The organism is Vibrio sp. OPT24, assembly GCF_015163545.1.
In the GTDB taxonomy this organism is placed as follows: Bacteria; Pseudomonadota; Gammaproteobacteria; order Enterobacterales; family Vibrionaceae; genus Vibrio; species Vibrio cyclitrophicus.
This window is the reverse complement of record NZ_JADDYI010000081.1, coordinates 233,636-258,036: the sequence shown is the minus strand read 5'-3', so window position 1 is coordinate 258,036 and position 24,401 is coordinate 233,636. Positions and strand designations below refer to the sequence as shown.

At 43.9% G+C, this 24,401-nt stretch carries 21 protein-coding genes; 5 read left to right on the top strand and 16 right to left on the bottom strand.

Annotation, left to right across the window (positions count from 1 at the left end; genetic code table 11):
• Nucleotides 1-168: 168 nt before the first annotated feature.
• Both IQO02_RS21460 and cysB read right to left on the bottom strand, forming a co-directional pair.
• Nucleotides 169-1,371, bottom strand: a complete 1,203-nt coding sequence (locus IQO02_RS21460; RefSeq protein ID WP_016788953.1) for a methyltransferase — start codon at nucleotides 1,369-1,371, stop codon at nucleotides 169-171.
• 214 nt (nucleotides 1,372-1,585) lie between these two features.
• On the bottom strand, nucleotides 1,586-2,560 hold the full coding sequence (cysB, locus tag IQO02_RS21455; protein WP_010439939.1) for an HTH-type transcriptional regulator CysB: 975 nt from the start codon (nucleotides 2,558-2,560) through the stop codon (nucleotides 1,586-1,588).
• 322 nt (nucleotides 2,561-2,882) lie between these two features.
• On the opposite strand from cysB, the gene IQO02_RS21450 reads away from it, so the two are divergent.
• Both IQO02_RS21450 and miaE read left to right on the top strand, forming a co-directional pair.
• A complete protein-coding gene (locus IQO02_RS21450) occupies nucleotides 2,883-3,647 on the top strand; it encodes a hypothetical protein (RefSeq protein WP_010439937.1) in 765 nt (254 codons plus the stop codon).
• Between the two features lie 103 nt (nucleotides 3,648-3,750).
• Nucleotides 3,751-4,545, top strand: coding sequence for a tRNA isopentenyl-2-thiomethyl-A-37 hydroxylase MiaE (miaE, locus tag IQO02_RS21445; RefSeq protein WP_277815638.1), 795 nt, complete (start codon nucleotides 3,751-3,753; stop codon nucleotides 4,543-4,545).
• Between the two features lie 104 nt (nucleotides 4,546-4,649).
• Here the strand turns inward: miaE and pyrF are convergent, their stop codons facing one another.
• The 11 genes from pyrF to IQO02_RS21390 all read right to left on the bottom strand — a co-directional run bounded on the left by pyrF (nucleotide 4,650) and on the right by IQO02_RS21390 (nucleotide 16,050).
• Complete coding sequence (pyrF, locus tag IQO02_RS21440; RefSeq protein WP_016788776.1) at nucleotides 4,650-5,345, bottom strand: orotidine-5'-phosphate decarboxylase; 696 nt, start codon at nucleotides 5,343-5,345, stop codon at nucleotides 4,650-4,652.
• Nucleotides 5,346-5,475: 130 nt separating this feature from the next.
• The gene (lapB, locus tag IQO02_RS21435) at nucleotides 5,476-6,651 is read right to left on the bottom strand and encodes a lipopolysaccharide assembly protein LapB (protein WP_016769333.1); all 1,176 of its coding nucleotides are present in this window, start codon (nucleotides 6,649-6,651) and stop codon (nucleotides 5,476-5,478) included.
• 12 nt (nucleotides 6,652-6,663) lie between these two features.
• Complete coding sequence (locus IQO02_RS21430) at nucleotides 6,664-6,936, bottom strand: LapA family protein (protein ID WP_016786286.1); 273 nt, start codon at nucleotides 6,934-6,936, stop codon at nucleotides 6,664-6,666.
• A 129-nt stretch (nucleotides 6,937-7,065) separates the two neighbouring features.
• A complete protein-coding gene (gene ihfB / locus IQO02_RS21425; protein ID WP_010439923.1) occupies nucleotides 7,066-7,350 on the bottom strand; it encodes an integration host factor subunit beta in 285 nt (94 codons plus the stop codon).
• A gap of 121 nt (nucleotides 7,351-7,471) precedes the next feature.
• Nucleotides 7,472-9,142 (bottom strand): 30S ribosomal protein S1, encoded by a 1,671-nt coding sequence (gene rpsA / locus IQO02_RS21420; protein WP_010439921.1) that lies wholly within the window; start codon nucleotides 9,140-9,142, stop codon nucleotides 7,472-7,474.
• 106 nt (nucleotides 9,143-9,248) lie between these two features.
• On the bottom strand, nucleotides 9,249-9,929 hold the full coding sequence (gene cmk / locus IQO02_RS21415; RefSeq protein WP_102282588.1) for a (d)CMP kinase: 681 nt from the start codon (nucleotides 9,927-9,929) through the stop codon (nucleotides 9,249-9,251).
• A gap of 259 nt (nucleotides 9,930-10,188) precedes the next feature.
• Nucleotides 10,189-10,935, bottom strand: coding sequence for a 3-deoxy-manno-octulosonate cytidylyltransferase (gene kdsB / locus IQO02_RS21410; protein ID WP_010439916.1), 747 nt, complete (start codon nucleotides 10,933-10,935; stop codon nucleotides 10,189-10,191).
• A complete protein-coding gene (locus IQO02_RS21405) occupies nucleotides 10,935-11,114 on the bottom strand; it encodes a Trm112 family protein (RefSeq protein WP_004736429.1) in 180 nt (59 codons plus the stop codon). The genes kdsB and IQO02_RS21405 overlap by 1 nt, the downstream gene beginning before the upstream one ends.
• The gene (lpxK, locus tag IQO02_RS21400; RefSeq protein ID WP_016788014.1) at nucleotides 11,095-12,102 is read right to left on the bottom strand and encodes a tetraacyldisaccharide 4'-kinase; all 1,008 of its coding nucleotides are present in this window, start codon (nucleotides 12,100-12,102) and stop codon (nucleotides 11,095-11,097) included. Before lpxK ends, IQO02_RS21405 begins: the two co-directional genes overlap by 20 nt.
• Before the next feature lie 14 nt (nucleotides 12,103-12,116).
• Nucleotides 12,117-13,865 carry a lipid A ABC transporter ATP-binding protein/permease MsbA gene (gene msbA / locus IQO02_RS21395; RefSeq protein ID WP_010439908.1) on the bottom strand — a complete coding sequence of 583 codons (1,749 nt, stop codon included), beginning with the start codon at nucleotides 13,863-13,865 and terminating at the stop codon, nucleotides 12,117-12,119.
• A 31-nt stretch (nucleotides 13,866-13,896) separates the two neighbouring features.
• Complete coding sequence (locus IQO02_RS21390; protein ID WP_102282589.1) at nucleotides 13,897-16,050, bottom strand: DNA internalization-related competence protein ComEC/Rec2; 2,154 nt, start codon at nucleotides 16,048-16,050, stop codon at nucleotides 13,897-13,899.
• Nucleotides 16,051-16,265: 215 nt separating this feature from the next.
• Here IQO02_RS21390 and IQO02_RS21385 point away from each other — a divergent pair, with 215 nt between their 5' ends.
• Entirely contained in the window at nucleotides 16,266-16,778 is a 513-nt protein-coding gene (locus IQO02_RS21385) for a DUF2062 domain-containing protein (RefSeq protein ID WP_010439904.1), read from the top strand.
• Between the two features lie 204 nt (nucleotides 16,779-16,982).
• Here IQO02_RS21385 and lolE read toward each other — a convergent pair whose 3' ends face one another.
• The 3 genes from lolE to lolC are packed head-to-tail and all read right to left on the bottom strand — an operon-like array spanning nucleotide 16,983 to nucleotide 20,121.
• Entirely contained in the window at nucleotides 16,983-18,227 is a 1,245-nt protein-coding gene (gene lolE, locus IQO02_RS21380; RefSeq protein WP_010439903.1) for a lipoprotein-releasing ABC transporter permease subunit LolE, read from the bottom strand.
• The gene (lolD, locus tag IQO02_RS21375; protein WP_010439900.1) at nucleotides 18,228-18,920 is read right to left on the bottom strand and encodes a lipoprotein-releasing ABC transporter ATP-binding protein LolD; all 693 of its coding nucleotides are present in this window, start codon (nucleotides 18,918-18,920) and stop codon (nucleotides 18,228-18,230) included. It lies immediately after the preceding gene.
• Nucleotides 18,913-20,121, bottom strand: a complete 1,209-nt coding sequence (lolC, locus tag IQO02_RS21370; RefSeq protein ID WP_016793332.1) for a lipoprotein-releasing ABC transporter permease subunit LolC — start codon at nucleotides 20,119-20,121, stop codon at nucleotides 18,913-18,915. Before lolC ends, lolD begins: the two co-directional genes overlap by 8 nt.
• A gap of 227 nt (nucleotides 20,122-20,348) precedes the next feature.
• Here lolC and IQO02_RS21365 point away from each other — a divergent pair, with 227 nt between their 5' ends.
• The gene (locus IQO02_RS21365) at nucleotides 20,349-20,918 is read left to right on the top strand and encodes a hypothetical protein (protein WP_016786288.1); all 570 of its coding nucleotides are present in this window, start codon (nucleotides 20,349-20,351) and stop codon (nucleotides 20,916-20,918) included.
• Nucleotides 20,919-20,924: 6 nt separating this feature from the next.
• Complete coding sequence (gene mfd, locus IQO02_RS21360) at nucleotides 20,925-24,386, top strand: transcription-repair coupling factor (protein ID WP_010439896.1); 3,462 nt, start codon at nucleotides 20,925-20,927, stop codon at nucleotides 24,384-24,386.
• Nucleotides 24,387-24,401: the final 15 nt, after the last annotated feature.

The following is a 24,401-nucleotide window of genomic DNA, read 5'->3' as shown; positions in this document are numbered from 1 at the left end:
TGTAATGGCTAACTGAACGCAATAATCTTCTCGTTGAAGCGTTCAGTTAACTCATACACATTAAACAAAAAGCCAGTACGACATGATGTCGCACTGGCTTTTTTATTTATGATTTTATTTGCATTAATGAATTACAATCGTAAAAAAACGTAACAGTACTGCATACAGTTAGCGATCGAGCTTAACTCCATGAATCAATAGGTTTCTTGGTGTAATACTGCGTTCACAAAACTCTTCAATCGAAGCTTCATAGCCTTGTTCTTGTAGATAGATGGCTCGATCTAAGGCCAACCATATCTCTAATGGTCGTCTGAAAACTTGTTGAACTAAACTCAGCTTTTCCATTTCCCAAAAAAGCGCTTCACCTTGCTCTAAATATAAACCAAAGTTGATACCTGCACCGAGTGACATGCCTTTCACTTCAGACGCCCAACCACAAAATGACTCAAAGCCTTCAGATAACTCTGATTTTTTGATACTTGGTATGGGGATGTATTCGTCGATACCGAGTTCAGCTTTAAGCAATTGGCAAAAACCTAGTCGATAGCTCATCTCCAGCTGACGATGCCTCTTTACTCTCTCACCACCCGTCACCGTTTCTTGAAGTGGGATTCTTAAATCGCTCTTGCTTAAGGTCAAAGCAGAGCTTCTCGCAACACAAGACATCGCTTGATAAACATCTTCTCTAATCAGATGGTAACAGCAAGGTGAAATAGTCACGGCTGGCAATCCATGAAAAACAGATTTCTTGACTAACTCAACGTGGAGATCACCACACGCGTGAAGTGCAACAGCATGTTGGTCTATATTAAACACTTCTTCTGCGTCTTCTGTAAATGCATCCCCCTGAACAAAGGTCATATCTAGTTGCTGAGCGTCAGCAATAGCTTGCCCGCTCTCACACAAAGATTGTTGCCATTCAAAACTGGTGACTTTTTGTTTCGATTGTTGAGACAAGATTCGCCCAAGAAAACCTTTACCAGAACACCATTCCAACCACTCTTTCCCATAATGGTTCTCAAGCACAGCTTCTCCCATCGAAACAATTTGTTGCAACTTTCTTCCAGGAATACCATCTCCAGTACCGCGAGCAAGCTTTAACCCGGCAAGTGTCGCTCTATCAAACTGGATATTTTGGTTAACGGAATATAATTGAGGGAGGAAAAGAGTCAATTCATCGGCCACTAGCTGAGGTTGCTCTTTCAACGTTTGAATGCGCTGAATACTCAAGCCTTCTAACCAATCAACAAGAGGACGATTCACATTGCGCCATGGTGTTTGCTGAGTTCGACATAGATGGAAGGGATCTGAACGCCAATAAATTTGGTGCTCTAACAAAAATGAGTCGAGTATTTTAAATCGTGAATGCATGCTTCCCCCTATGATGGGTGGATTGTAGGGGGTAGAGGCCGAAATAGAAAGGCACTATATGAGATGCGGCGCAAAGAGAGGCAGTGTAAAGAAAAGTTATCGAGATGCGAACGTTTGGGGATGACACATAATTAAAACAAAAATCGGCCTGATAACAGACCGATTTAAAATTTAGAAATGCTTCCGAGCTTCTAGTCTTGTAATGTTCTAATAACTATCTCACCGGCAGATCGATATCCTTAAACATCTCTTCGATCTCATCATTCGATTTTAAAGAGATAGCTTGTTCAACAACAGGTCGAGTTAAATGCGGGGCGAAACGCTCCATGAAATCAAACATGTACGAACGCAGAAAAGTGCCTTTTCTAAAGCCAATGCTTGTGGTGCTTGCACCAAACAAATGACTAGCATCAATAGCGACCAGGTCAGTATCTTGTTCTTGGTCGATGGCCATACTTGCAATGACACCGACACCGATCCCCATACGTACATAAGTTTTAATAACGTCGGCATCAGTTGCTGTAAACACAACGCGAGGTGTTAAACCGACTTTATTGAAAGCGGTATCTAACTCAGAACGCCCCGTAAAACCAAATACGTAAGTCACTAGAGAGTAGGCCGCAAGATCTTCTATCGTAATATTTCGCTTTTGTGCCAGAGGATGGTCTTTAGTCACGACGATTGAACGATTCCAGTGATAACAAGGCAGCATAATCGCATCTTGATAGAGGTGAAGGGCCTCCGTTGCGATAGCAAAATTCGCCGTCCCCTTAGCGACAGCTTCTGACATTTGGCTAGGCGTGCCTTGGTGCATGTGAAGTGACACTTTTGGATAGCGCGCGGTAAAGCCCTTGATCACATCAGGGAGTGCATAGCGAGCTTGAGTATGCGTAGTCGAAATGTTCAATGTGCCCATCTCAGGATGAGTATGCTCACCCGCTACTGCTTTAATACTCTCAACACGAGCCAAGATCTCTTGTGAGATGCGAATGATATCTTCGCCAGCTTGAGTTACCTGCGTTAAATGCTTACCGCTACGCTCAAAAATCTGAATACCTAGTTCATCTTCTAGCAATCGAACTTGCTTACTGATACCAGGTTGAGATGTGTATAAACTCTCTGCCGTTGCAGAAACATTTAGGTTATGGTTAACAACCTCAACAATGTACTTCAGTTGCTGTAACTTCATATCTAACCTCGTAATCCTTTACTCATTTCTGTGCTAACTTATTTGCAAAGAGAGCGTTATAGTCTTGTGTAATATAATTAATAGTTATAACGCTTCAAGCACAAAAATGACAGAAAAATTGAGCTTTTAGACACTAACAAACATAAATATCACTAACGCTTTGCAACCCACTCCTCATTCTCATACATTAGTAGGTAAGTTTTGATTGCCGATTTCGCTCAACAAGAGATAATCAGAAATTGCAATTTACGAGTGCCGATACACAATGGAATCGTGTATCCTCTCCAGTTAGCTATAGAAAATAACAAGCAGACACAAATATATGAATATTGGTTTAATAATCACCTTAGTAGCCGTTCTTTTGGTGTTGGTTTTAGGCTACAACATCATGCTTCAATACAAAGTTAAGGTAGAGACAGCGAAGAAACAGGAAGCTTCTCGTTATCTAACCATTATTGATGGAACAGAAGAATTGATTGGCAACGCTCATCACATGCCTTTTAGCCAAGATCTTCTTGTATGCTTAAACAATCGAATTCTTGATGCATTAGAAAACATGTATCAACTCGACCCTAAAAATAAGCAACTTGCTCAACGAATCGAAAGCGTAAAACAACAAATCACTCAGCTTAAGGAAAACTACCAAGGTGGCGAAAGCACAGCTTTCCGAGTACCAAGTAGTGATAAGCAAGCGATAATGATGCTGAAGCTTGTTAAACGCCTACGTGATACAGTGCGCAACGAACACAATAAAGGCCGTTTTGAAACGCAAGCTTATGTCGTAGAAAACGCTCGCTTAGAAACCATTCAGATCCGCATCAATATCGAGAACGTTATCAAGCGTGCAAATGACTCAATATCTCGCGGACAGCCGGGTACGGCCATTCAGTTACTGCGAAAAGGCATTGATGCACTAGCAACGAAAAACGATTCATACTCGAATCAAGCAAAAGAAAAGCTTCAACAGATGCTTAACGATCTTGACCAGAAACGCCAAGACAAAAACGCACAAGATTTACAACAAATGGAATCTAAAGAGCGTGACGACGATATGGATGCTCTATTTGGTCAGAAGAAGAAATGGTAATCGTCTAACCCAAACAAGAAAAGGCCGCCATATTTACTTAAATAGGCGGTCTTTTTTGTACCAAATGAATTTCCTTTCTCTGTATAGGGAGTTCTAGTGAGCTGTGATAAAATCCCGCATTATCAACAAACTTGCCCCTACCATGTATCAAGAACTATTAGCTCCAATTAACTCCTTTCTTAAAGCTGAAACGCCAGATTCATGGATCGATGAAGCCAAAAAGCCAGAAAATCTGCACATCATTCTACGCGATCACATGCTTTGTGAGCTTAAAGCGGCTCAAAGCGCTCTGTTCCTTATCCGCAAGTACGCGGTTGATAAAGAGAGTGCCAAGCAACTGAATGAATGGATCTTGCCATACGAGCAGTTTGCTTACCGCCGTATTGGAGACCTAGAGTCACTTCGTGGTAAGAGCAACGTATCCAAACAAATCACAGCGAAAGAAGGGTGTAACTACGGTGCTGACCTGATCGACAAAATGGTGCTGTTGATTAAAGAAGAACTGCATCACTTCTATCAAGTGATGGAATTGATGGAAAAGAAAGGCGTTACTTATCAACCGATTGAAGCAGGTCGTTATGCGAAAGGTTTGATCAAGCAAGTTAAAACTTACGAGCCAGATGCTCTGGTTGATAAACTGATCATCGGTGCGTTTATTGAGGCTCGTTCATGTGAACGCTTCGCTAAGTTAGCTCCTTTCTTAGAAGAAGACATGGAAAAATTTTATGTGTCTCTACTTCGTTCAGAAGCTCGCCACTACCAAGACTACCTTGAGCTAGCAGAACAGATCGCAGGGAAAGATATTTCAGAGCGTATTGCCCACTTCGCTCAAGTGGAAGCTGACCTTATTACTTCAGAAGACAGTGATTTCAAATTCCATAGTGGCACTCCGGTTTAAAAGTAAGCCAATCTAGCCCAAACAAATTCTGTTTCTCAAAAACAAACAAGAAGGCCAGCAATTTGCTGGCCTTCTTTATTCGTATCGCTAACTATAAGAGAAACTTAAGCTAGAGTACCGTTAATCTCAGCAAGAACCGCTGCAGGGTCTGGAGCTTGAGTAATTGGACGACCGATAACAAGATAGTCAGACCCTGACTCAATCGCTTTAGAAGGCGTCATAATACGCTTCTGGTCGCCAACATCAGCGCCTACAGGACGAATACCTGGAGTCACTAACTTGAACTCCTGACCAAGAGTGCCTTTCAACAAAGAAGCCTCTTGTGCAGAACATACAACACCGTCTAAACCTGAGTTTTTCGTCAGAGAAGCCAAACGCATAACTTGTTGTTGTGGTTCAAGATCCAAACCAATACCCGCCAAATCAGATTGCTCCATGCTGGTTAGTACCGTCACCCCGATTAGCAATGGACGTTCTTTACCATATGGTTCTAAGATCTCACGCGAAGCGGTCATCATACGTTCGCCGCCACTGGCGTGTACATTAACCATCCATACGCCTAATTCAGCGGCGGCACGAACGGCTTTTGAGCATGTGTTCGGGATATCGTGGAACTTTAGGTCTAAGAAGACTGAAAAACCACGTTTATGCAATTCACGAACAAATTCAGGGCCAAACAAGGTAAACATCTCTTTGCCGACTTTTAAGCGGCAAGATGCTGCGTCAATACGATCAACAAAGGCTAACGCATCCGCTTGGTTGTCATAATCCAAGGCTACAATGATTTTTTGGTCGTTCATTTCATCTCCTAACGCAGTTAACTTTCTACAAAATATTTACTCACCTACACATAGCGGGTGATAAATAACAGTCATAAAAATGCAGCCCGAAAGCTGCAATTAAAAATTTGGTCTTAAAATGACCACAAATCTATTCACCATCAAGCCCACGAATAGGCTTGATCGTCCCCCACCCTTTACATGAAGGACAGTGCCAATACATTGAGTGTGTTGAGAAACCACATTGGCGGCAACGGTAATGAGGCTTAACTTTAAGCTGCTCACCAACCATTGATTGAAGCGTGGTTAAGCTATCTTTCGCTCGACCTTCTTCTGCTTCTGCTAGGTGATAATCAATTAATCGATAGAAGCCTTTCATGGTTGGGTTTTTAACAAGCTGCTTGGTGAGTAGCTCTTGAGCAGAGCCAACATCTTCATGGTGAGCAACTAATTGAGCAAGCATCAATTCCGCAGATACGCCGGCTTTCTTTTGGATACACGCTTTAAGGAATTCGACCAGTTGAGCTTCTTGTCCAAGCTTGTGGTAACACTCAGCAAGGGTTGGCAACACCTCACTAATGAAATCGATATCTTGCTCGAGTACCGATTCCAGACAGTCTATTGTCTTTTGGTAGTCTTCGTTAGCTAAATGGAATTTGCCTAAAGCAATACTAGCACGGACACATTTGGGGTCTTCGGAAAGTGCCTTTTTAAAATGCTGAAGCGCTTTAGAGCGATTGCCATCAGCTTGTTCTTGCATCGCAAGTTCACACCAGAAGTGCGCAACAGTCGCACGCATCTTCATCTTTTTCTTACCGAGCTTAACTAGAATATTTCCATAATGGATAGCCTTGTTCCACTCGCGAGTTTGTTGGTAGATAGCAACCAATTGCTGTAAAGCACCCTCTTTATGATCGGGTTCTTCTACAAGTTGTTCAAAGATTTTTTCGGCGCGATCAAGAAAGCCAGAGACCATATAGTCTTTAGCTAACTGTTGTAAGGCGAGGTTTTTCTGATCGAGAGTAAGCCCCGAACGTGAGATAAGATTTTGGTGGATACGAATAGCGCGGTCAACTTCACCTCTTGAACGGAACAGATTACCCAAGGCCAAATGAGTATCAATGGTCTCATTATCTACCTGAAGTAGTTCAATAAAGTGGTCAACGGCTTTATCAGATTGATCCGACAGTAATAGGTTCAAACCCGTCACATATTGACGGGAGATCTGGTGTGATTGTTTCTGTTTTTCTTGCTGAGCATTACGATTACCCATATACCAACCGTAAGCGGCAGCAATAGGTAAAAGTAAGAACAGTAACTCTAACATCAAATAAGACCTTTAAGCTTTGGTATCAGCAGCTACCTGCTTTAATTGCTTATTGAGTTGTTTCTTCAAACGATGAATTTTCAGTTGAGATCGCATATGCATATTGCCGAAGACTAACCAAGCAAGACCAAAACCTGAAACGAAGACCACACCTAGTAAGCTTGATAGGTGGAAGTCACCTTGCGCTAGCAGATAGTTAAAGTTCACCGTCGTTTGGTTTTGAGAGCCTAAAGCCAGTGCAATTAGGAAAAGTGCGATAACGGCGACTATTTTTATAATTTTCATAGTTCATCACTCATTGGTTAGTTAGCTGTACGATTATGCAGGAAAATTACTAATCAGACCACCATATTATGGTCATAAAAAAGCGGCATACATTATAGTATGCCGCTTTTCTTAATTCCGATAAGTAGGCTACAGTCCTGAGTTTACTCGCTCACGTAGCTCTTTACCTGGTTTAAAGTGAGGAACGTATTTACCTTCCAACTCAACCTTGTCACCAGTTTTAGGATTACGTCCAACACGAGGTTCACGGTAATGCAGAGAAAAACTGCCAAAGCCGCGAATTTCGATTCGATCACCACTTTCTAGTGTTGAAGCCATGTGCTCTAAAATGTCTTTTACAGCGTCTTCAATTTCTTTTGCAGAAAGATGCGTTTGCTCAGCGCATAGTCTTTCAATCAATTCAGACTTAGTCATAGTTACCCTCGTTGGTTTTCTTTTTAGAAATTATAGACCTATCGGAAAAATAAGCAAAAAAAAAGGAGCCTTACGGCTCCTTTCTTGGCTAGATAGCTATAATTCTCTTAGTGAGAAGCTATTATTCGCCTTTAGCAGCTTTGAATGCGTCTGCCATTGCGTTACCGAACGCGCCTTCTTCAGACTTGTTCAGTGAAGCCATTGCTTCTTGCTCATCAGCTTCATCTTTAGCTTTGATAGATAGGTTGATTACGCGGTTCTTACGGTCTACACCAGTGAACTTCGCTTCAACGCTGTCGCCAACGCTTAGGATTAGAGATGCATCTTCGATACGGTCGCGAGAAACTTCAGAAGCGCGGATGTAACCTTCAACGCCTTCGATTAGCTCGATAGTAGCGCCTTTCGCGTCAACTGCAGTAACAGTACCGTTTACAAGAACACCTTTCTTGTTGTCAGCAACGTATGCGTTGAACGGGTCGTTTTCCATTTGCTTAACGCCAAGAGAAATACGCTCACGCTCTGCATCTACTGCTAGAACAACAGCAGAGATTTCGTCGCCTTTCTTGTATTCACGTACAGCTTCTTCGCCTGCAGCGTTCCAAGAAATGTCAGATAGGTGTACTAGACCGTCGATACCGCCTTCTAGACCGATGAAGATACCAAAGTCAGTGATAGACTTGATCTTACCAGTAACTTTGTCGCCCTTAGCTTGCATTTCTGCAAATGACTGCCATGGGTTAGCTTTACACTGTTTCAGACCTAGAGAGATACGACGACGCTCTTCGTCGATATCAAGAACCATAACCTCAACTTCGTCGCCAACATTAACAACTTTAGAAGGGTGGATGTTCTTGTTAGTCCAATCCATTTCAGAAACGTGTACTAGACCTTCAACGCCTTCTTCGATTTCAACGAAGCAGCCGTAGTCAGTTAGGTTTGTAACACGACCAGAAAGCTTGTGACCTTCTGGGTAACGCTTAGCGATTGCTACCCATGGATCTTCGCCTAGTTGCTTAAGACCTAGTGAAACACGAGTGCGCTCACGATCGAACTTAAGAACTTTAACTAGGATTTCGTCACCAACGTTAACGATCTCTGATGGGTGCTTAACGCGCTTCCAAGCCATATCTGTGATATGTAGAAGACCGTCAACACCGCCAAGGTCAACGAATGCACCGTAGTCAGTAAGGTTCTTAACGATACCTTTAACTTCAGTACCTTCTTGTAGAGTTTCAAGAAGTTCGTCACGCTCAACACTGTTTTCAGATTCGATAACAGCACGACGAGAAACAACAACGTTGTTACGCTTCTGGTCTAGCTTGATTACTTTGAACTCTAGCTCTTTGTTTTCTAGGTGAGCAGTGTCACGGATAGGACGTACGTCTACTAGAGAACCTGGAAGGAAAGCACGGATACCGTTAAGTTCAACAGTGAAACCGCCTTTAACTTTACCGTTGATGATACCAACAACAGTTTCAGCTTCTTCACAAGCTTTCTCAAGTACGATCCAAGCTTCGTGGCGCTTAGCTTTCTCACGAGAAAGTTGAGTCTCACCGAAACCATCTTCAACAGCGTCTAGAGCTACGTCTACTTCAGCACCAACTTCAACTTCAAGTTCGCCAGCAGCGTTCTTGAATTGTTCAGCAGGGATAGCAGATTCAGACTTAAGACCAGCATCTACAAGAACGAAACCGTTCTCGATAGCTACTACAGTACCTTTAACGATGCTGCCTTGTTGGAATTCAGTTTCAGATAGAAACTCTTCAAAGAGTTGAGCAAAAGATTCAGTCATTATTTAATCTTCAATAATTAAACGTCCATGGGTATCCTACCGCATGGGGTTGATAAATTCGCCGGTCATCATCCTTGCGACCAACGTTCGTACTAGCTCGGCGAAATTACCCAGCCAGTTTCGATTCAATATAGTGTAGTGCTTTTTCTACTACCTGCTCAATATTCATTGAGGTGGAATCAAGCACTAGAGCATCCTCTGCAGGGCGAAGTGGCGCCACTGGGCGATTACGATCTCTATCGTCTCGCTCTTGGATCTCGCTCAAAAGGTCGTCAAATTTAACATCTAACCCCTTCTGTTGCAACTGTTTAAGGCGGCGACTCGCACGCTCTTCAGCACTTGCATCTAAAAATATTTTGGCTTCAGCTTCAGGAAACACAACAGTTCCCATATCACGGCCATCAGCAACTAAACCTGGAGCAGCATTGAATGCGCGTTGACGACGAAGCAGTGCTTCACGAACGCGAGGTAAGGCAGCCACTTTTGAAGCCGCCATACCAGTCTCTTCCTTACGAAGCTCACCAGACACATCTTCACCTTCAAGGATAACCTTAACCAAATCGCCTTCAGCAATAAACTGAACATCTAGATGGGTCGCAAGCGGCACCAAAACATCTTCTGATTCAGTATCCACACCATGGTGAATTGCTGCTAAAGCCAATACGCGATAGATAGCACCTGAGTCTAGAAGATAAAAGCCTAGCTTATCTGCTAGTAACATACACAGGGTACCTTTACCTGCACCACTTGGTCCATCAACCGTAATCACTGGGCTTTGAGAAGGCATCTTTTACTCCACGTTTTGTCGTAAGTTTTATTATGTACTAGCAATTAGCCACTACTTTGTAGGCGGCATATTATAGAGAAAAATTGAAAGTCGAGCGAGGTAAATCTCAGATAATTCAAACTTGATGATGCATCAACGAATGCAACCGACTCAATATCAATCACCTTAGGTCAATAAGACTCGCACCGGCTTTGTCTTGATATAAAAAAGCCCCGTCATTGACAAGGCTTAGAGATCTTGTATGGAGACTCAAAGAAGCTTAACCAATAATGGCACGAACCGCTTCCAAATCTTCTGGAGTATCCACGCCAGCTGCAGGAGCTTCCATTGCTACGTCTACGTGAATTTTCTCGCCGTACCAAAGCACTCTCAATTGCTCCAAGCACTCTATACGTTCAAGCGTACTAGGCTCCCAATTAATGTACGTATTGATAAACCCAGCTCGGTAAGCATAGATACCAATGTGTCGTAGTAAAGGAGACTTCGCAGCGGTGCCATTGTTAGCGTAAGCATCGCGATCCCAAGGGATGGTTGCTCGGCTAAAATACAGAGCGTAACCGTCTTTGTCGGTCACAACTTTAACAGCATTTGGATTAAACACTTCATCAGCATGAGTAATTTCCACACCGAGTGTTGCCATTGGTGCTGTGCTGTTCGCGAGGTTATTCGCAACCTGATTAATAATCGCAGGTGGGATTAGTGGCTCATCCCCCTGAACATTCACGATAATATGGTCATCAGGAATGTTCATCACTTCAATCACTTCAGCTAAACGCTCTGTACCTGATTCGTGATTCGGAGATGTCATACAAACGGTCGCACCAAATGCTTTAACCGCTTTCTCAACTCGAGCGTCATCGGTAGCGATAATAACGTTATCAGCACCCGCCTTCATTGACTGCTCGTAAACCCATTGTATCATCGGCTTTCCACCAATATCAGCCAATGGTTTTCCTGGCAAACGGCTCGATTGATATCTTGCCGGAATGACAACCGTAAACGACATTATTTACCCTCATCCATTGAAACGGTGCGAGCTTCAGGTTCTAAAAGAACAGGAATACCCTCTTTAATTGGGTAAGCAAGGCGATCAATTTTACAAACAAGCTCTTGCTTATCCTTGTCAAAAGTTAGTTTACCTTTACATACAGGGCAAGCAACGATCTCAAGCAGACGGTGATCCATAGTATTCCATAACCTCTTTTATTCTTTTTAAAATTTGCTGTTGCGAATCTTCATCGAACTGCGCAGATACCGGAAGATACCACCAGTTCTCTTGCGCATATTCTTCGCATTTTACAGCGTCTTTTTCTGTCATAATCATATTCATACCTTTCTTTGCTAAGGCATAAAGTTCATCTTTATCGAAATCTTGATGGTCGGCGAAACCCTGTGTGAAAACCACATCACCATCAAGATCTTCTAATGTTTTAAAAAAGCGCGGTGGATGACCAATACCAGCAAAAGCCACCAGCTTTTGCAATTTTTCTACTGGTACTTTCTGCCCCGTCTTAAGGTTAACAGCTTGGCTTGGTAGCAAAGACATAGAGAACTCCCGTCCCTGCACTTCACCGCCATTGTTAACCAAAAAGTCTACGTCATCTAAACGAGATACTGGCTCTCTTAACGGACCCAAAGGAATGAGGCATTCACTACCAAAGCGTCTCGCACCATCGATAACCGCAAACTCAATATCGCGTTCAAGTGCATAATGCTGAAGGCCATCATCAGTGATAATGACATTAACACCTTCATTCAATAAAGCTTTCACCGCGTTTGCACGCACAGGGTCAACCGCTACAGGCGCACCCGTTCGCTTTCTGATTAAACGAGGTTCATCACCAGAATGTTCAGCCGGCGTGCTCTCATCCAACACTAACGGGTAGCTTGGTGCTTTTGCCCCATAGCCTCGGGAAACGACTCCGGGTTTAAAGCCGTTAGCCTGCAGCATCTCGACCAACCAAATCACAACCGGTGTTTTACCATTGCCACCAGCAGTAATATTACCAACAACAATCACAGGCAATGGTGGACGGTAGGTCTCTTTTTTCCTCGATAGATAAGCGTCACGACGTCGGCTACTGATCATTTTGAACAGCAAACTCAATGGCCATAATAACGGCCAGAGAATGTATTTTAACGGGTGATTGTTAAACCAAATCTTTTCGATCACAACAAGACCTAATCTTATCCGCTAAACTGAATTCGGTGCAGTTGAGCATAAGCGCCATCATGTGCAATTAGCTCAGCGTGTGCACCTCTTTCGACAATGTGACCGTCATCAACCACTAAAATCTCATCAGCTTGCTCGATGGTCGATAGTCGGTGAGCGATCACCAGTACTGTTTTGTCTTTTTGTAGCTCTTCTAGGGCAGATTGAATGGCTCTTTCTGATTCTGTATCCAGTGCAGACGTTGCTTCATCAAGAATCAACACAGGGGCATCTCTCAATAAAGCTCGTGCAATCGCAATCCGCTGTCTTTGTCCACCAGAAAGACTCGCACCATTCTCACCTACAACCGTATCAATGCCATTTTCCATGCCCTCAATAAACTCACTCGCATGAGCAAGTTTAGCCGCGTGTTCAATCTGTTCGCGAGAATATTTTTCTTCAGCTGCATACGCGATGTTGTTCGCTACCGAGTCGTTAAACAAGTGCACATTCTGAGAAACAAGGGCAAAGTGCTCACGTAGATTCCTCAATTCGTAATCACGAATATCATGTCCATCAAGTTCGATAGAGCCTGAATCTACGTCATAAAAACGAGTAAACAGGTTGGCAATGGTACTCTTGCCCGAACCTGAACGCCCAACAAGTGCAACCGTTTTACCTTTGGGAATTTTGAAACTCACCTTGTCGAGTGCTGGTTTCTCTGCTCCGTCATAGGTAAAAGTCACATCTTTAACCGCAACTTCACCCGTTACCGTTTCAGGCTTCAACGTACCTTTATTTTGCTCTGTATCTAGATCCATCAAACCAAATAGAGTGGTACTTGCTGCCATACCACGTTGGAATTCAGACGTTACGTTGGTTAATGCTTTTAGCGGACGTAGTAAACCAAACATTGCAGAGAAGACAACGGTAAACGTACCAGGGGTAAGCTCAGCTTTAATAGAGTCAACACTAGCAAGGAATAGAACAACAACAATCGCCACTGACGCGATCATCTGAATGATTGGGTTAGCAGCCGCTTGAGCAGTGATTAGTTTCATGCTTTGTTGGCGCATTTGATTACTAACTTTATCAAAGCGATGTTTTTCTAGGTCTTGACCACCGTAAGTTAGAACCACTTTATGCCCTTTCAGCATTTGTTCAGCTGAAGAAGCAACATGACCCATACTGGTTTGCATATTCTTGGAGATCTTTCTGAATCGCTTCGATACGATACTGATCGCCCACGCGACAAGAGGCGCTACAGCGAATAACACCAAAGACAACTGCCAACTATTCCAGAACATCAGCGTCAGTAAGCCAATAATACTTGCACCTTCACGAACAATACTGACTAACGCTTTACTGGTGGCAGCAGACACTTGTTCTGAATCGTACGTAATTCGAGATAACAATGCGCCTGTCTGTTCTTTATCAAAGAAAGAAACCGGCATATGCATGAAATGGCTAAAGATTTTTCGACGAATTTCCATCACCACATTGCCAGAGACCCAGCTCAAGCAATAGGTTGACACAAAACCACTGACGCCACGAACGAACATCATGACAAAGATGATAATTGGAAGCGTGCGTAAAAAGTCAGATTCAGCATTACCAAAGCCTTCATCAAGTAACGGCTTTAGTAAGGAAATCATATAGGTATCAGAGACGGCATTTATAATAAGCGCAATAACCGCAACACCTAGGCCTGCCTTATATAGTCGAATATAAGTCCAAAGTCTTTTAAATGTGACCCAGGTAGTTTCATCTGTTTGTGTTGACATAGAATCGCTTAATTTTCTCACAATAATCTATCTATTCTACTCCCTTACGAAGCATCTGCCTATACCACTGCCCGCCTTGTTGTTCTCTAATCGCATGATATTGCCAACCTTCTTTACTAAGAGTGATGGTTATTTGCCCACTCTCTCCAGTATCAAGCCAAACACTCCCCGCCTCTTTATACCGTCCGACAACTGATTCGTTCGGCATTCCCCATTGATTACCTTTGGCCAGAGAAGCTATCGCTAGTTGAGGAGATACGGCTTTAATAAAGGACTTGATCGACGATGAGTCACTACCGTGATGTGGAACCAACATGACATCACTTCGAAGTTGGTCACCTTCACGAGAAAGTAACCACTCACTGACCAATTCAATATCACCAGTGAGCAACATTGAGAACTCTGAATCGGGAGCAGAAAGCCTTACGACACACGAATGTGGGTTGTACGCCCTCTTCGCTCTTTGAGGTGGCCATAAAACCTTAAAATCGACACCTTGCCAGTTCCAACTTTCTCCGAGAATACATGCTTGAAGATTAAGCTGGGCTTGAGTATTAAGATGAGTTTGTTCATTGAAACTCTGACTGACCCTTACCCACTTTGGCGTGTAGTTTTCAAGTAACGCCGGATAGCCACCAGCATGGTCGGAATCAAAATGGCTAACAATAACACCGTCCAATTCATGAATTCCCCTCTGATTTAAAGTAGGGATCAGTAAAGACTCTACAATTGAGCCCCCAGGCCACGCGTTACCAAGGTCATAGACCACAACTTGAGTGTTCTTTTCCAAAACCAAAGACAGTCCATGTCCAACATCCAAAATATCAATTCTTAATGTGTCATGCTTGAACTTGCCAAACTCCCACCACAATACAAAGACTATAACGACAAATATCGATAACGTTCGTTGGAGGTATCGGCTACAAAAACCGAAAAACAAGATGAGTAATACAGATAGCTCAATGGTGTGGTTATCAACTTGAATCCAAAACCTTTCCGAAAATGGCAGGCTAAAGACAAGGGGCTCAAACGACAAATCAACCAGCTCCCACAAATGACCAGCAAAGCCCTTGCCTAACAACTCCCACTCGCTTGCTAACAACACTGATCCACTTGCACCGAATACCGACTCAGATAAGAAACTGATAAACATTGCCAAAAACAATAATGGAATCGTTACCAACGATACCCAAGGCAGAAGTAGTAAGTTATAGAAAACCGAGATCAGGCTAACCCCTTCAAAGAACAACATAGAAAAGGGAGCGATAAGTATTGTCAGCATTAGCTGTATTTTGATGAGTTGTAATACTCGGCTCGTAAGCGTGACATCTAAAGAAGATGGGGCATTGTTTGAAGCAATATAGAGAACAGCGCCCAAGGCACCAAAGGACAACCAAAAGCTACTCGACAATGCTGAGAATGGCCAAATCAATAAGACCACGCACAGACTTAAAGCCACATAACGGACCAAGCTGATATTTTGACCACGCCACAAGAAATAGCTTGCGATAACACACATCACAAGCGCCCTTAACGTCGGTAATGTAAAGCCAGCAAACCAACTGTAAAAGTACGCCAACCCTAACCCGAACAGTGTAGGTAGCCAAAGAAGCTGAGGTGATAATAATCTAACTAACTTCCCCAATTGATAACCAATGCCGAAGGCTATACTGATATGCAATCCAGAAATAGCCACCAAGTGAATCAATCCACTGCTTTTAAGCAAATCCCATCGCTGGGGCGGAATAAGGTCTCGATAACCAAAACTCAACGCCATAATGAGGTCGGCATTCGCTAGTTGGCTCAATCTTTCTAAACTGCTTTCAAACCACTGAGAACGTAAGTTGGTGCTTGAGTGAATTCGATATTTAGTCTCTGCTCGGTAACTTGCGTTGGCCACCACTCCAGCACTAAACAGATGCTTTTCGAGATCAAAGCCCGCTTCATTGAGTTTGCCCCATACGGGCTTTATTGACATCGATAAATAGACACGGTCTCCAAGCGTTAACTTGAATGGAGTAAATAATCTCAGTTTTATCAATTGAGGGAAGATTAATTTTTCGCCGCCAATTGATCTAGCTACTATTACGCTTTCAAAACCATGGCTATTTTCACTAAAAAGGCTAACAACTGACGCATTTATGGTAGTATTCTGCCCTGATTGAAATAATCGACTTGTCTGCATTTCAATCACATTCCCTAGACAGATAACTAGTATCAAGGCTGTTACTGAACCTCTTGCTCTCCGGAAAACGCTATACTTTGTTGATGCTAAAAGTAACAACAGCATCAATGGTGCCCAAACCCAATGTGGCATCACAGGCCAAAAGCTAGCTGACACAACTGTCACAGCGAATGAAATCAAGAACCAAGAGTTAAACAAGAGAGTAGCTTCCTCCTATGCCAAGAAAGTTTATTAAACGATTTATGCCTGACCATGAGCTAATCAAGCGTCAGAAAGCATTGAAAGTTTTTGGCAATGTTTTGTACAACCCCAACTTATGGTGCCTTAATCGTCGCTCTGCGGCTGGTGCGTTTGCTGTTGGGTTATTCATGGCGTTTGTCCCTCTTCCAAGTCAAATGATTATGTCTGCTGGTCTTGCTGTCGCATGTGGCGTGAACCTACCTTTGGCCGTCGCACTCGTTTGGATCAGCAACCCGGTCACCATGCCAGTACTCTTCTACTTTGCTTATAAAGTCGGAGCGTTTGTGATGCATGTTCCGCCTCAAGCTTTTCATTTCGAACTGTCTTGGGATTTCATCTTGGCGCAAATGAGCACAATCGGGCCACCATTCTTACTGGGTTGTCTGATTTGTGGTGTGGTTTCAGCAATGATTGGCTACTTTGGTATTCGAGGTTTATGGCGTTACTCAGTAGTAAGAAGTTGGAAGAAGCGACAAGCAAGGTATTGAACCTATACTCATTTACTCGTTATTTTAAACGGACAACAGTAAAAATCAGATGAGTCACGGATCTCTACAAGATTGCTATGTAATCAGAGTTGTAAATATTACAGTTTGAATTCAATAAAAAAGGATCCCGCTAGGGATCCTTTTTTATATCTGTCGAAGTGCGGCTTATTCCTTATTAAGAACCAAGGCTATTAATAAGACATGTTATTTTGAACTAAGCACCGCTGCTGGGTTCAACTTAGCCGCTCGTGATGCTGGGTACCACGTAGCCAGTAGGCTCAGAACAATAGCAGTACCAGAAACGACAACAACATCTGTCATATCGAGCTGCGAAGGCAAGAAGTCGACAAAATAGATATCACCGGACAAAAATTGGTGATCAATAAGCTTCTCAAGCCCTTTGATAATAGTCGTTAGATTAAGCGCGACTAAGACACCTATCGCACTGCCAATTAAGCTACCTAATACGCCCGAAAACACGCCCTGCCAAACAAAAATGCGTTTCACAAGTCCATCCGATGCGCCCATGGTTCTTAAAATGGCAATTTCTGATGCTCTGTCTTTTACTGCCATCATTAGAGTCGAGACAATATTGAAACAAGCCACACCGATAACCAGTACCATTACTAGATACATGATGGTGCGAACCAACTGAATATCGCGGTATAAGAAACCAAACTTCTGTTGCCAGCTGCGAAGATACACATACACGTCAAGCTGATTGCCAACTTCACGCACAATCGAGTTTGCATTCAGAACATCGATCACTTTTAAAGAAACCCCAGTCACTGCCTCCCCTAAGTTAGCGTAAACTTGAGCATCGCCAATAGGGATTAGAGCCAAGCTGTGGTCTATTTGGCCATTTAGAGTCAGCAAGCCTACCACTTTAACGCGAACACGCTTTGGCGCCTGAACCTTCACAGAACCGTTTACCGTTGGAATCATCAAAGTCAGGTAATCACCCACTTTCGCACCCAACACATTCGCTACACCAGAGCCCAGAATGATCTGTTGTTGTCCTGCCTTAAACTCGCTCCAAGCTTGTTTATCGATAAAACTCGATAGGCTTGATACCTGTTGTTCAAGTTGTGGATCAACACCGCGAACTTCAATTGCTTTGAGCTCTTTGCCTTTTTCGGCAAGCGCAGTAATTTTCACATAAGGCGCAGCCGCTACCACATCATCATGTTGGGTCGCTTGCTCGATCACATGCTCCCAACGTGTCACAGGTTCATTGACTCCCTCAAATTCTCCATGCGGGATAACAGAAAGTACTCGGGACTGCAGTTCACGCTCAAAGCCATTCATCGCAGATAAACCAATGATGATCACCGCGACGCCGACAGCAATACCGATCGTCGAAGACAAAGAGATGAACGAGACCATCTTGTCTCGTTGCTTTGCTCGACTAAATCGGCCGCCTATCAACAGAGATAAAGAAGAAAACACTTAGCTCTCCTCTTTTTCTACGTTAACCAATAAACCGTCTTGCATGTGCAGTTGGCGGTCCATCTTACCCGCAAGCTCACCATCATGCGTTACAACCAAGAAAGCAGTATCGTATTCGTGGTTCAATTCGCGCATTAAGTCATAGATAGAGAGTGCGGTGTTGTGGTCGAGGTTACCTGTCGGCTCATCCGCTAACACTAACGCGGGTTTGTTAACTAAAGCTCGTGCAATCGCCACTCGTTGTCTTTCACCACCAGAAAGCTCTGAAGGTCGGTGGTCGACACGATGACTTAGCCCCACTTTATCTAGTAAACGTTGTGCTTCTTCTTTTGCTTTAGCTGGTTTCTCGCCTCCAATAAGCAGAGGCATTGCCACATTTTCCAACGCTGAAAAGTCCGAAAGAAGGTGATGGAATTGATAAACAAAGCCGAGATGTTGGTTGCGAAGCTTCGCCTGCTTATTCGAACTCAAAGATGCTAAGTCTTGCCCGAGAAAGCTCACACTGCCCGCCGAAGCATCATCTAACGCACCAAGGATATGCAGTAAGGTACTTTTACCGGAACCAGAGGTACCAATGATAGCAACCAATTCACCTTTTTCGATTTCAAAGCTGACTCCCTTAAGAACCTCTGTATCCAACGAGCCTTCACGGTACGTTTTACGGATATCATTACATTGAAGAAAATTACTCATAACGAAGGGCCTCAGCAGGTTTCACAGATGATGCACGATAAGAAGGGAACACAGTGGCAATCAGGCTAAGTGCAATAGCCAACACCACAACAACGGCGATTTGAACTGGGTTGATCATGATTGGCAGTTGCCCACCAAACGAGAACAGAGCCACGCCCATCGCTTCTAAAATAGTATTTAGGTTCATGGCTAAGATAATACCTAATACACCACCAGATAACGCGCCAATAACGCCACTGCTGGCACCTTGAACCATGAAAATCCCCATCACTTGACCATCGGTCATGCCTTGGGTTTTAAGAATAGCCACTTCAGACTGTTTCTCCATCACCACCATGATAAGTGCGGAGATAATATTGAATGCAGCAACACCAATGATCAGCCCAAGCATCAAACCCATCATGTTTTTTTCCATGCGAACGGCTTGGAATAGTTCACCGCGTTGATCACGCCAGTCGCTCCATACCCAACCTTCAGGCAGAGGCTGGTTTGATAATTTTGCTACTTCAAACGGGTCATCAAAAAACAGTCGCCAACCTGAAATCGTGTCAGACTTGTAACGCATCAAACGCCCGGCATCTTGGATATCTGTCACCATCAATTGAGCATCGATATCAGATCCCGTATTGAAAATACCCGCTACTGTGAAGTTTCTTTGACTTGGGATTCGTCCTAGAGGCGTATATTGGCTAGCACTGGTCACCATTAGGCGAACTTTGTCACCCATAGATACTTTCAAGTTTCTCGCCAAAGTATGGCCAAGGAACAACTGATACTGACCCGCTTTCAGTGAAGACAATCTACCCGCAATCAAGTGGTTCTGAAGAGGGTCATCTGAATTAGGTTCGATGCCAATCAAAAGGCCTGCAGACAGTTGAGCCGGACTTTGAATTACCGCCTCACTGCGTACAATCGGCTCAACATGACCATTGAGAGAAATCTGCTCTGCAAAGCTTGGCGCTTGTTCAGAAAAAGAGGTCGTCCCTCCTTGCTCATAAACCACAGCTTGAGGAAGAACGCCAAGAATTCGGTCTTTTAACTGCGCTTCGAATCCATTCATTACCGATAAAACAGTAATCAGAGACAGCACACCAATGGTGATACCTGCTGTCGACATATAAGAAACAAAACGGCTAAAGCGATCACCTGAACGGCCTTTCAAATAACGCAGGCCAACAAACACTGAAATAGGATGAAACATACTTTGAACCATCAAAAAGGGATGCGGGTTAATGTAACGGGTATTGCTGTTACTGTGTAGGGGGTAATTGAAAATATAGAGTGAATTAACTCAATTAGTTAGGCTTGAAAAACAGAACCTTGTCAAATCGACAAATTTCAAACAACTATTTAGGACTTTCAATTAACTGACCTTGATTACTGCGGCCACATAGCGATAATCAATAGATCACTTCAAGGAACTAACGCATGACAGAACAAGAGTTTTTCACCGTTCACCACAGCCTTACTGCTAATATAGAGCCAATGGAAAGTAACTTCACTTTACCCTCTCAAATTCAGTTCGAATCCGAGATCCCTGCTCCCTTTGTTGTGGCAAGTGAATTTAGCCAGTTGGACCTGTTAGCCGACAGTGCTCGTGCTGAACTGAAAAATAGCGACTTGAAGAATATCACCAGCTTATTAGACGCGCAAAACTCTAAGTTAAACCTCTTGTTGAGCTTCATGTTATCGCAACAAGATGATGAGAAGTTTCGAACTCACACCTACTCATTCGGTGCGAGTCAGTTTTCCTGTTTTTCAAAAGCAGACATAGAACCGGGTCGTTTGGTAAAAGCCAAGCTTTTTTTAGAACACCCAGCGGCTGCCATTTATTGTTATGCGGAAGTGTTTGCTAGCGAAGCTAAAGATTCAGGTTTCGAAATCAAATTTAAATATGCTCACCTTCGCGATACAGACCAAGATCTGCTCATCAAAGCGGCGCTTCATCAACAGCAAAAGCTATTGCGTCAACGCTCTTTAGAACGAGATAACAAGTAAATAAACATGACTAAACAATCTATTTTTACATTACCTACACTCAAAGGAGCCGGTGACAAAAAGCACATCGGTAACCTCGTTGGTTCGTCTCTCGCTCTTGCCATTGCCAAACTCGCAGAGCAACACAATAGCCATACTTTATTGGCTGTTCCGGACCCACAAATTGCGCTTAAACTTCAATCTGAAATTGAACAATTTACAGCGGCAGAAGTTGCTCTATTTCCTGATTGGGAAACACTACCATACGACAGCTTCTCGCCACACCAAGAGATCATTTCTGACCGTATCGCGCGCCTTTATGCACTACCGACACTAAAAGATGGCATCACGATCGTTCCGATCAGCACGCTACTGCAGCGTCAGTCGCCGCGTGACTTTTTGTTACAACACACTCTAATGGTAAAAACAGGCGATCTGTACTCGTTAGAGAAACTGCGTCTTCAACTTGAAAAGTCGGGCTATCGCTACGTTGATCAGGTATTTGGCCCTGGTGAATACGCAAGCCGTGGTTCGATTCTTGACCTGTTCCCGATGGGCAGTAAAGATCCTTATCGTATCGACTTTTTCGATGACGAAATCGACACAATTCGTACTTTCGATCCTGAGAACCAACGATCGATCGAAGACATTTCCGAGATCCGACTGCTGCCTGCTCACGAGTTCCCAACCTCAGAAAGTGCCATTGAAGATTTCCGCATTCGCTGGCGTCAACAGTTCGATGCCCGCCGCGAACCAGAATCTGTCTACATGCAAGTTTCTAAAGGCACTTGGCCTGCTGGTATTGAATATTGGCAGCCCCTGTTTTTCGAGCATACCGAAACCTTATTCGACTATGTTGCCGACGAAGCGCAAATCTTAATTCTCGGTGATGTCGAAACTGCAGTTGATGCTTTCCTAACCGACGTGGCTCACCGATACGAACAGCGCGGTGTCGATCCATTACGACCACTGCTGACACCTGAGCAACTTTGGCTCAAAAAAGACGAACTATTCGCGCATTTCAAACAGAAGCCACAGGTCAGTCTGAGCTTAGACACGATTGAAGAGAAAGCCGGACGTGTCAATTTACCTATTGCGCCTCTACCGGATCTCAGTGTTCAACATCAGAACAAAGAGCCACTCGCAAACCTAAGAAAGTTCACTGAAGCCTTCGACGGCAAAGTGGTCTTTTCGGTTGAGTCTGAAGGCCGCCGTGAAGCCCTAAGTGAATTGCTTCGAGGCATCAAAATTCGTCCAAGCGAAGTTGAAAACCTCGACGCGGCAATTAAAGGCAAAGACAAGTTCAGCCTGATCCTCGGTTCTGCTGAGCATGGCTTTATCCACGAAGAGCAAAATATCGCCCTGATCTGTGAAAGCGACCTGTTGGGTGATCGTGTTGTTCAGCGCCGCAAAAAAGACAAAAAAAGCGTTAACAGCGACACCGTCATCCGTCATTTGGCCGAACTTAAACCGGGTCAGCCCGTTGTTCACATTGACCACGGTATTGGTCGCTATATTGGCCTGCAAACATTAGAAGCCGGTGGAATGAAAACCGAATACGTAACGCTTGAGTATCAAAATGATGCCAAGCTCTACGTACCTGTTGCTTCTCTGAACTTAATCGGCCGCTACTCTGGTGGCGCTGAAGATTCTGCACCGCTACATAAACTCGGTGGTGAAGCCTGGCAGAAAGCTCGTAAACGAGCGGCAGAGAAAGTCCGTGACGTTGCAGCCGAACTGCTTGATGTTTACGCCAAGCGCGAGCTAAAACCTGGCTACAAGTTTGTACTCGACCGTGGCCAATACGCGACCTTCAAGTCGGGTTTCCCATTTGAAGAGACCGATGACCAAGCAATGGCGATCAATGCCGTTATGTCTGACATGTGCCAAGCAAAAGCAATGGATCGCTTAGTGTGTGGTGACGTTGGCTTTGGTAAAACCGAAGTCGCGATGCGCGCGGCATTCGTATGTACCGACAACAGCAAACAAGTGGCTGTGTTAGTACCAACGACGCTACTTGCTCAGCAACACTTTGAAAACTTCCGCGACCGTTTCGCGAACCAACCGATACGTGTCGAAGTGCTATCGCGATTTAAGTCGGCTAAAGAACAGAAATTGATTATGCAAGATGTCGCCGACGGTAAAGTCGACATCTTAGTGGGTACTCACAAGTTACTTTCTAGTGACCTCAAGTTTAAAGATCTTGGCTTGTTAGTCGTCGATGAAGAACACCGCTTCGGTGTGCGTCAGAAAGAGAAAGTGAAAGCCATGCGTGCGGATGTCGATATCCTAACGCTAACCGCCACACCTATTCCTCGTACATTAAACATGGCGATGAGCGGCATGCGTGACTTATCAATCATCGCAACACCACCAGCTCGACGCTTGGCGATAAAAACCTTTGTTCGCGAAAATGATGATGCCATCGTCAGAGAAGCGGTGCTGCGTGAAATCATGCGTGGTGGTCAAGTTTACTTCTTACACAATCAAGTAGACACCATTGAAAAGACGGCTGAGTCACTGCAAAAACTGATCCCAGAAGCACGTGTCACTGTTGCTCATGGTCAGATGCGAGAGCGAGAGCTAGAGCGCATCATGAATGACTTCTACCATCAACGCTTTAACTTGTTGGTTTGTACCACGATTATTGAAACCGGTATCGATGTACCTACGGCAAACACCATTTTGATGGACAGAGCCGATAACCTTGGTTTAGCACAATTGCACCAACTGCGTGGACGTGTGGGTCGTTCTCACCATCAAGCTTATGCTTACTTGCTAACGCCACATCCAAAAGCAATGACGAAAGATGCAATCAAGCGATTAGATGCGATTGCTTCTTTAGAAGACCTAGGCGCAGGCTTCACCCTCGCAACCCATGACTTAGAGATTCGTGGTGCAGGTGAGCTGTTAGGTGATGAACAGAGCGGTCAGATTCAGTCGGTCGGCTTTACGCTTTACATGGAAATGCTCGAACAAGCCGTTGAAGCATTGAAAGAGGGTCGAGAACCATCACTTGATGACTTATTGCGTGAACAAACAGAAATTGAGATGCGTCTACCTGCACTATTGCCAGACGATTATATCCCGGACATCAATACCCGCTTGTCTACGTACAAACGTATCGCGAGCGTAAGTGATACCGATGAGTTAGCCGAGTTGAAAGTCGAGTTAATTGATCGCTTCGGTCTTCTACCTGATGCAACCAAGAACTTGTTATCGGTTTCAGAGCTTAAATTATCCGCAGCGTCTATCAAGGTGAAGAAAATTGAGGCTCACGAAAAGGGTGGATTCTTAGAATTCTACCCAGACGCTGACATAAACCCAACCTACCTTGTTAAACTGTTGCAATCTCAACCGCAAAAGTTTTCAATGGAAGGACCAACTAAGTTCAAGTTTACGGTACCATTGGTCGACAGACGGAAACGAATTCAATTTGTTAGTGATCTATTGGGCGAATTCAGACAGAACTTACTGCCATCAGCATAAGACCCAATACACTTG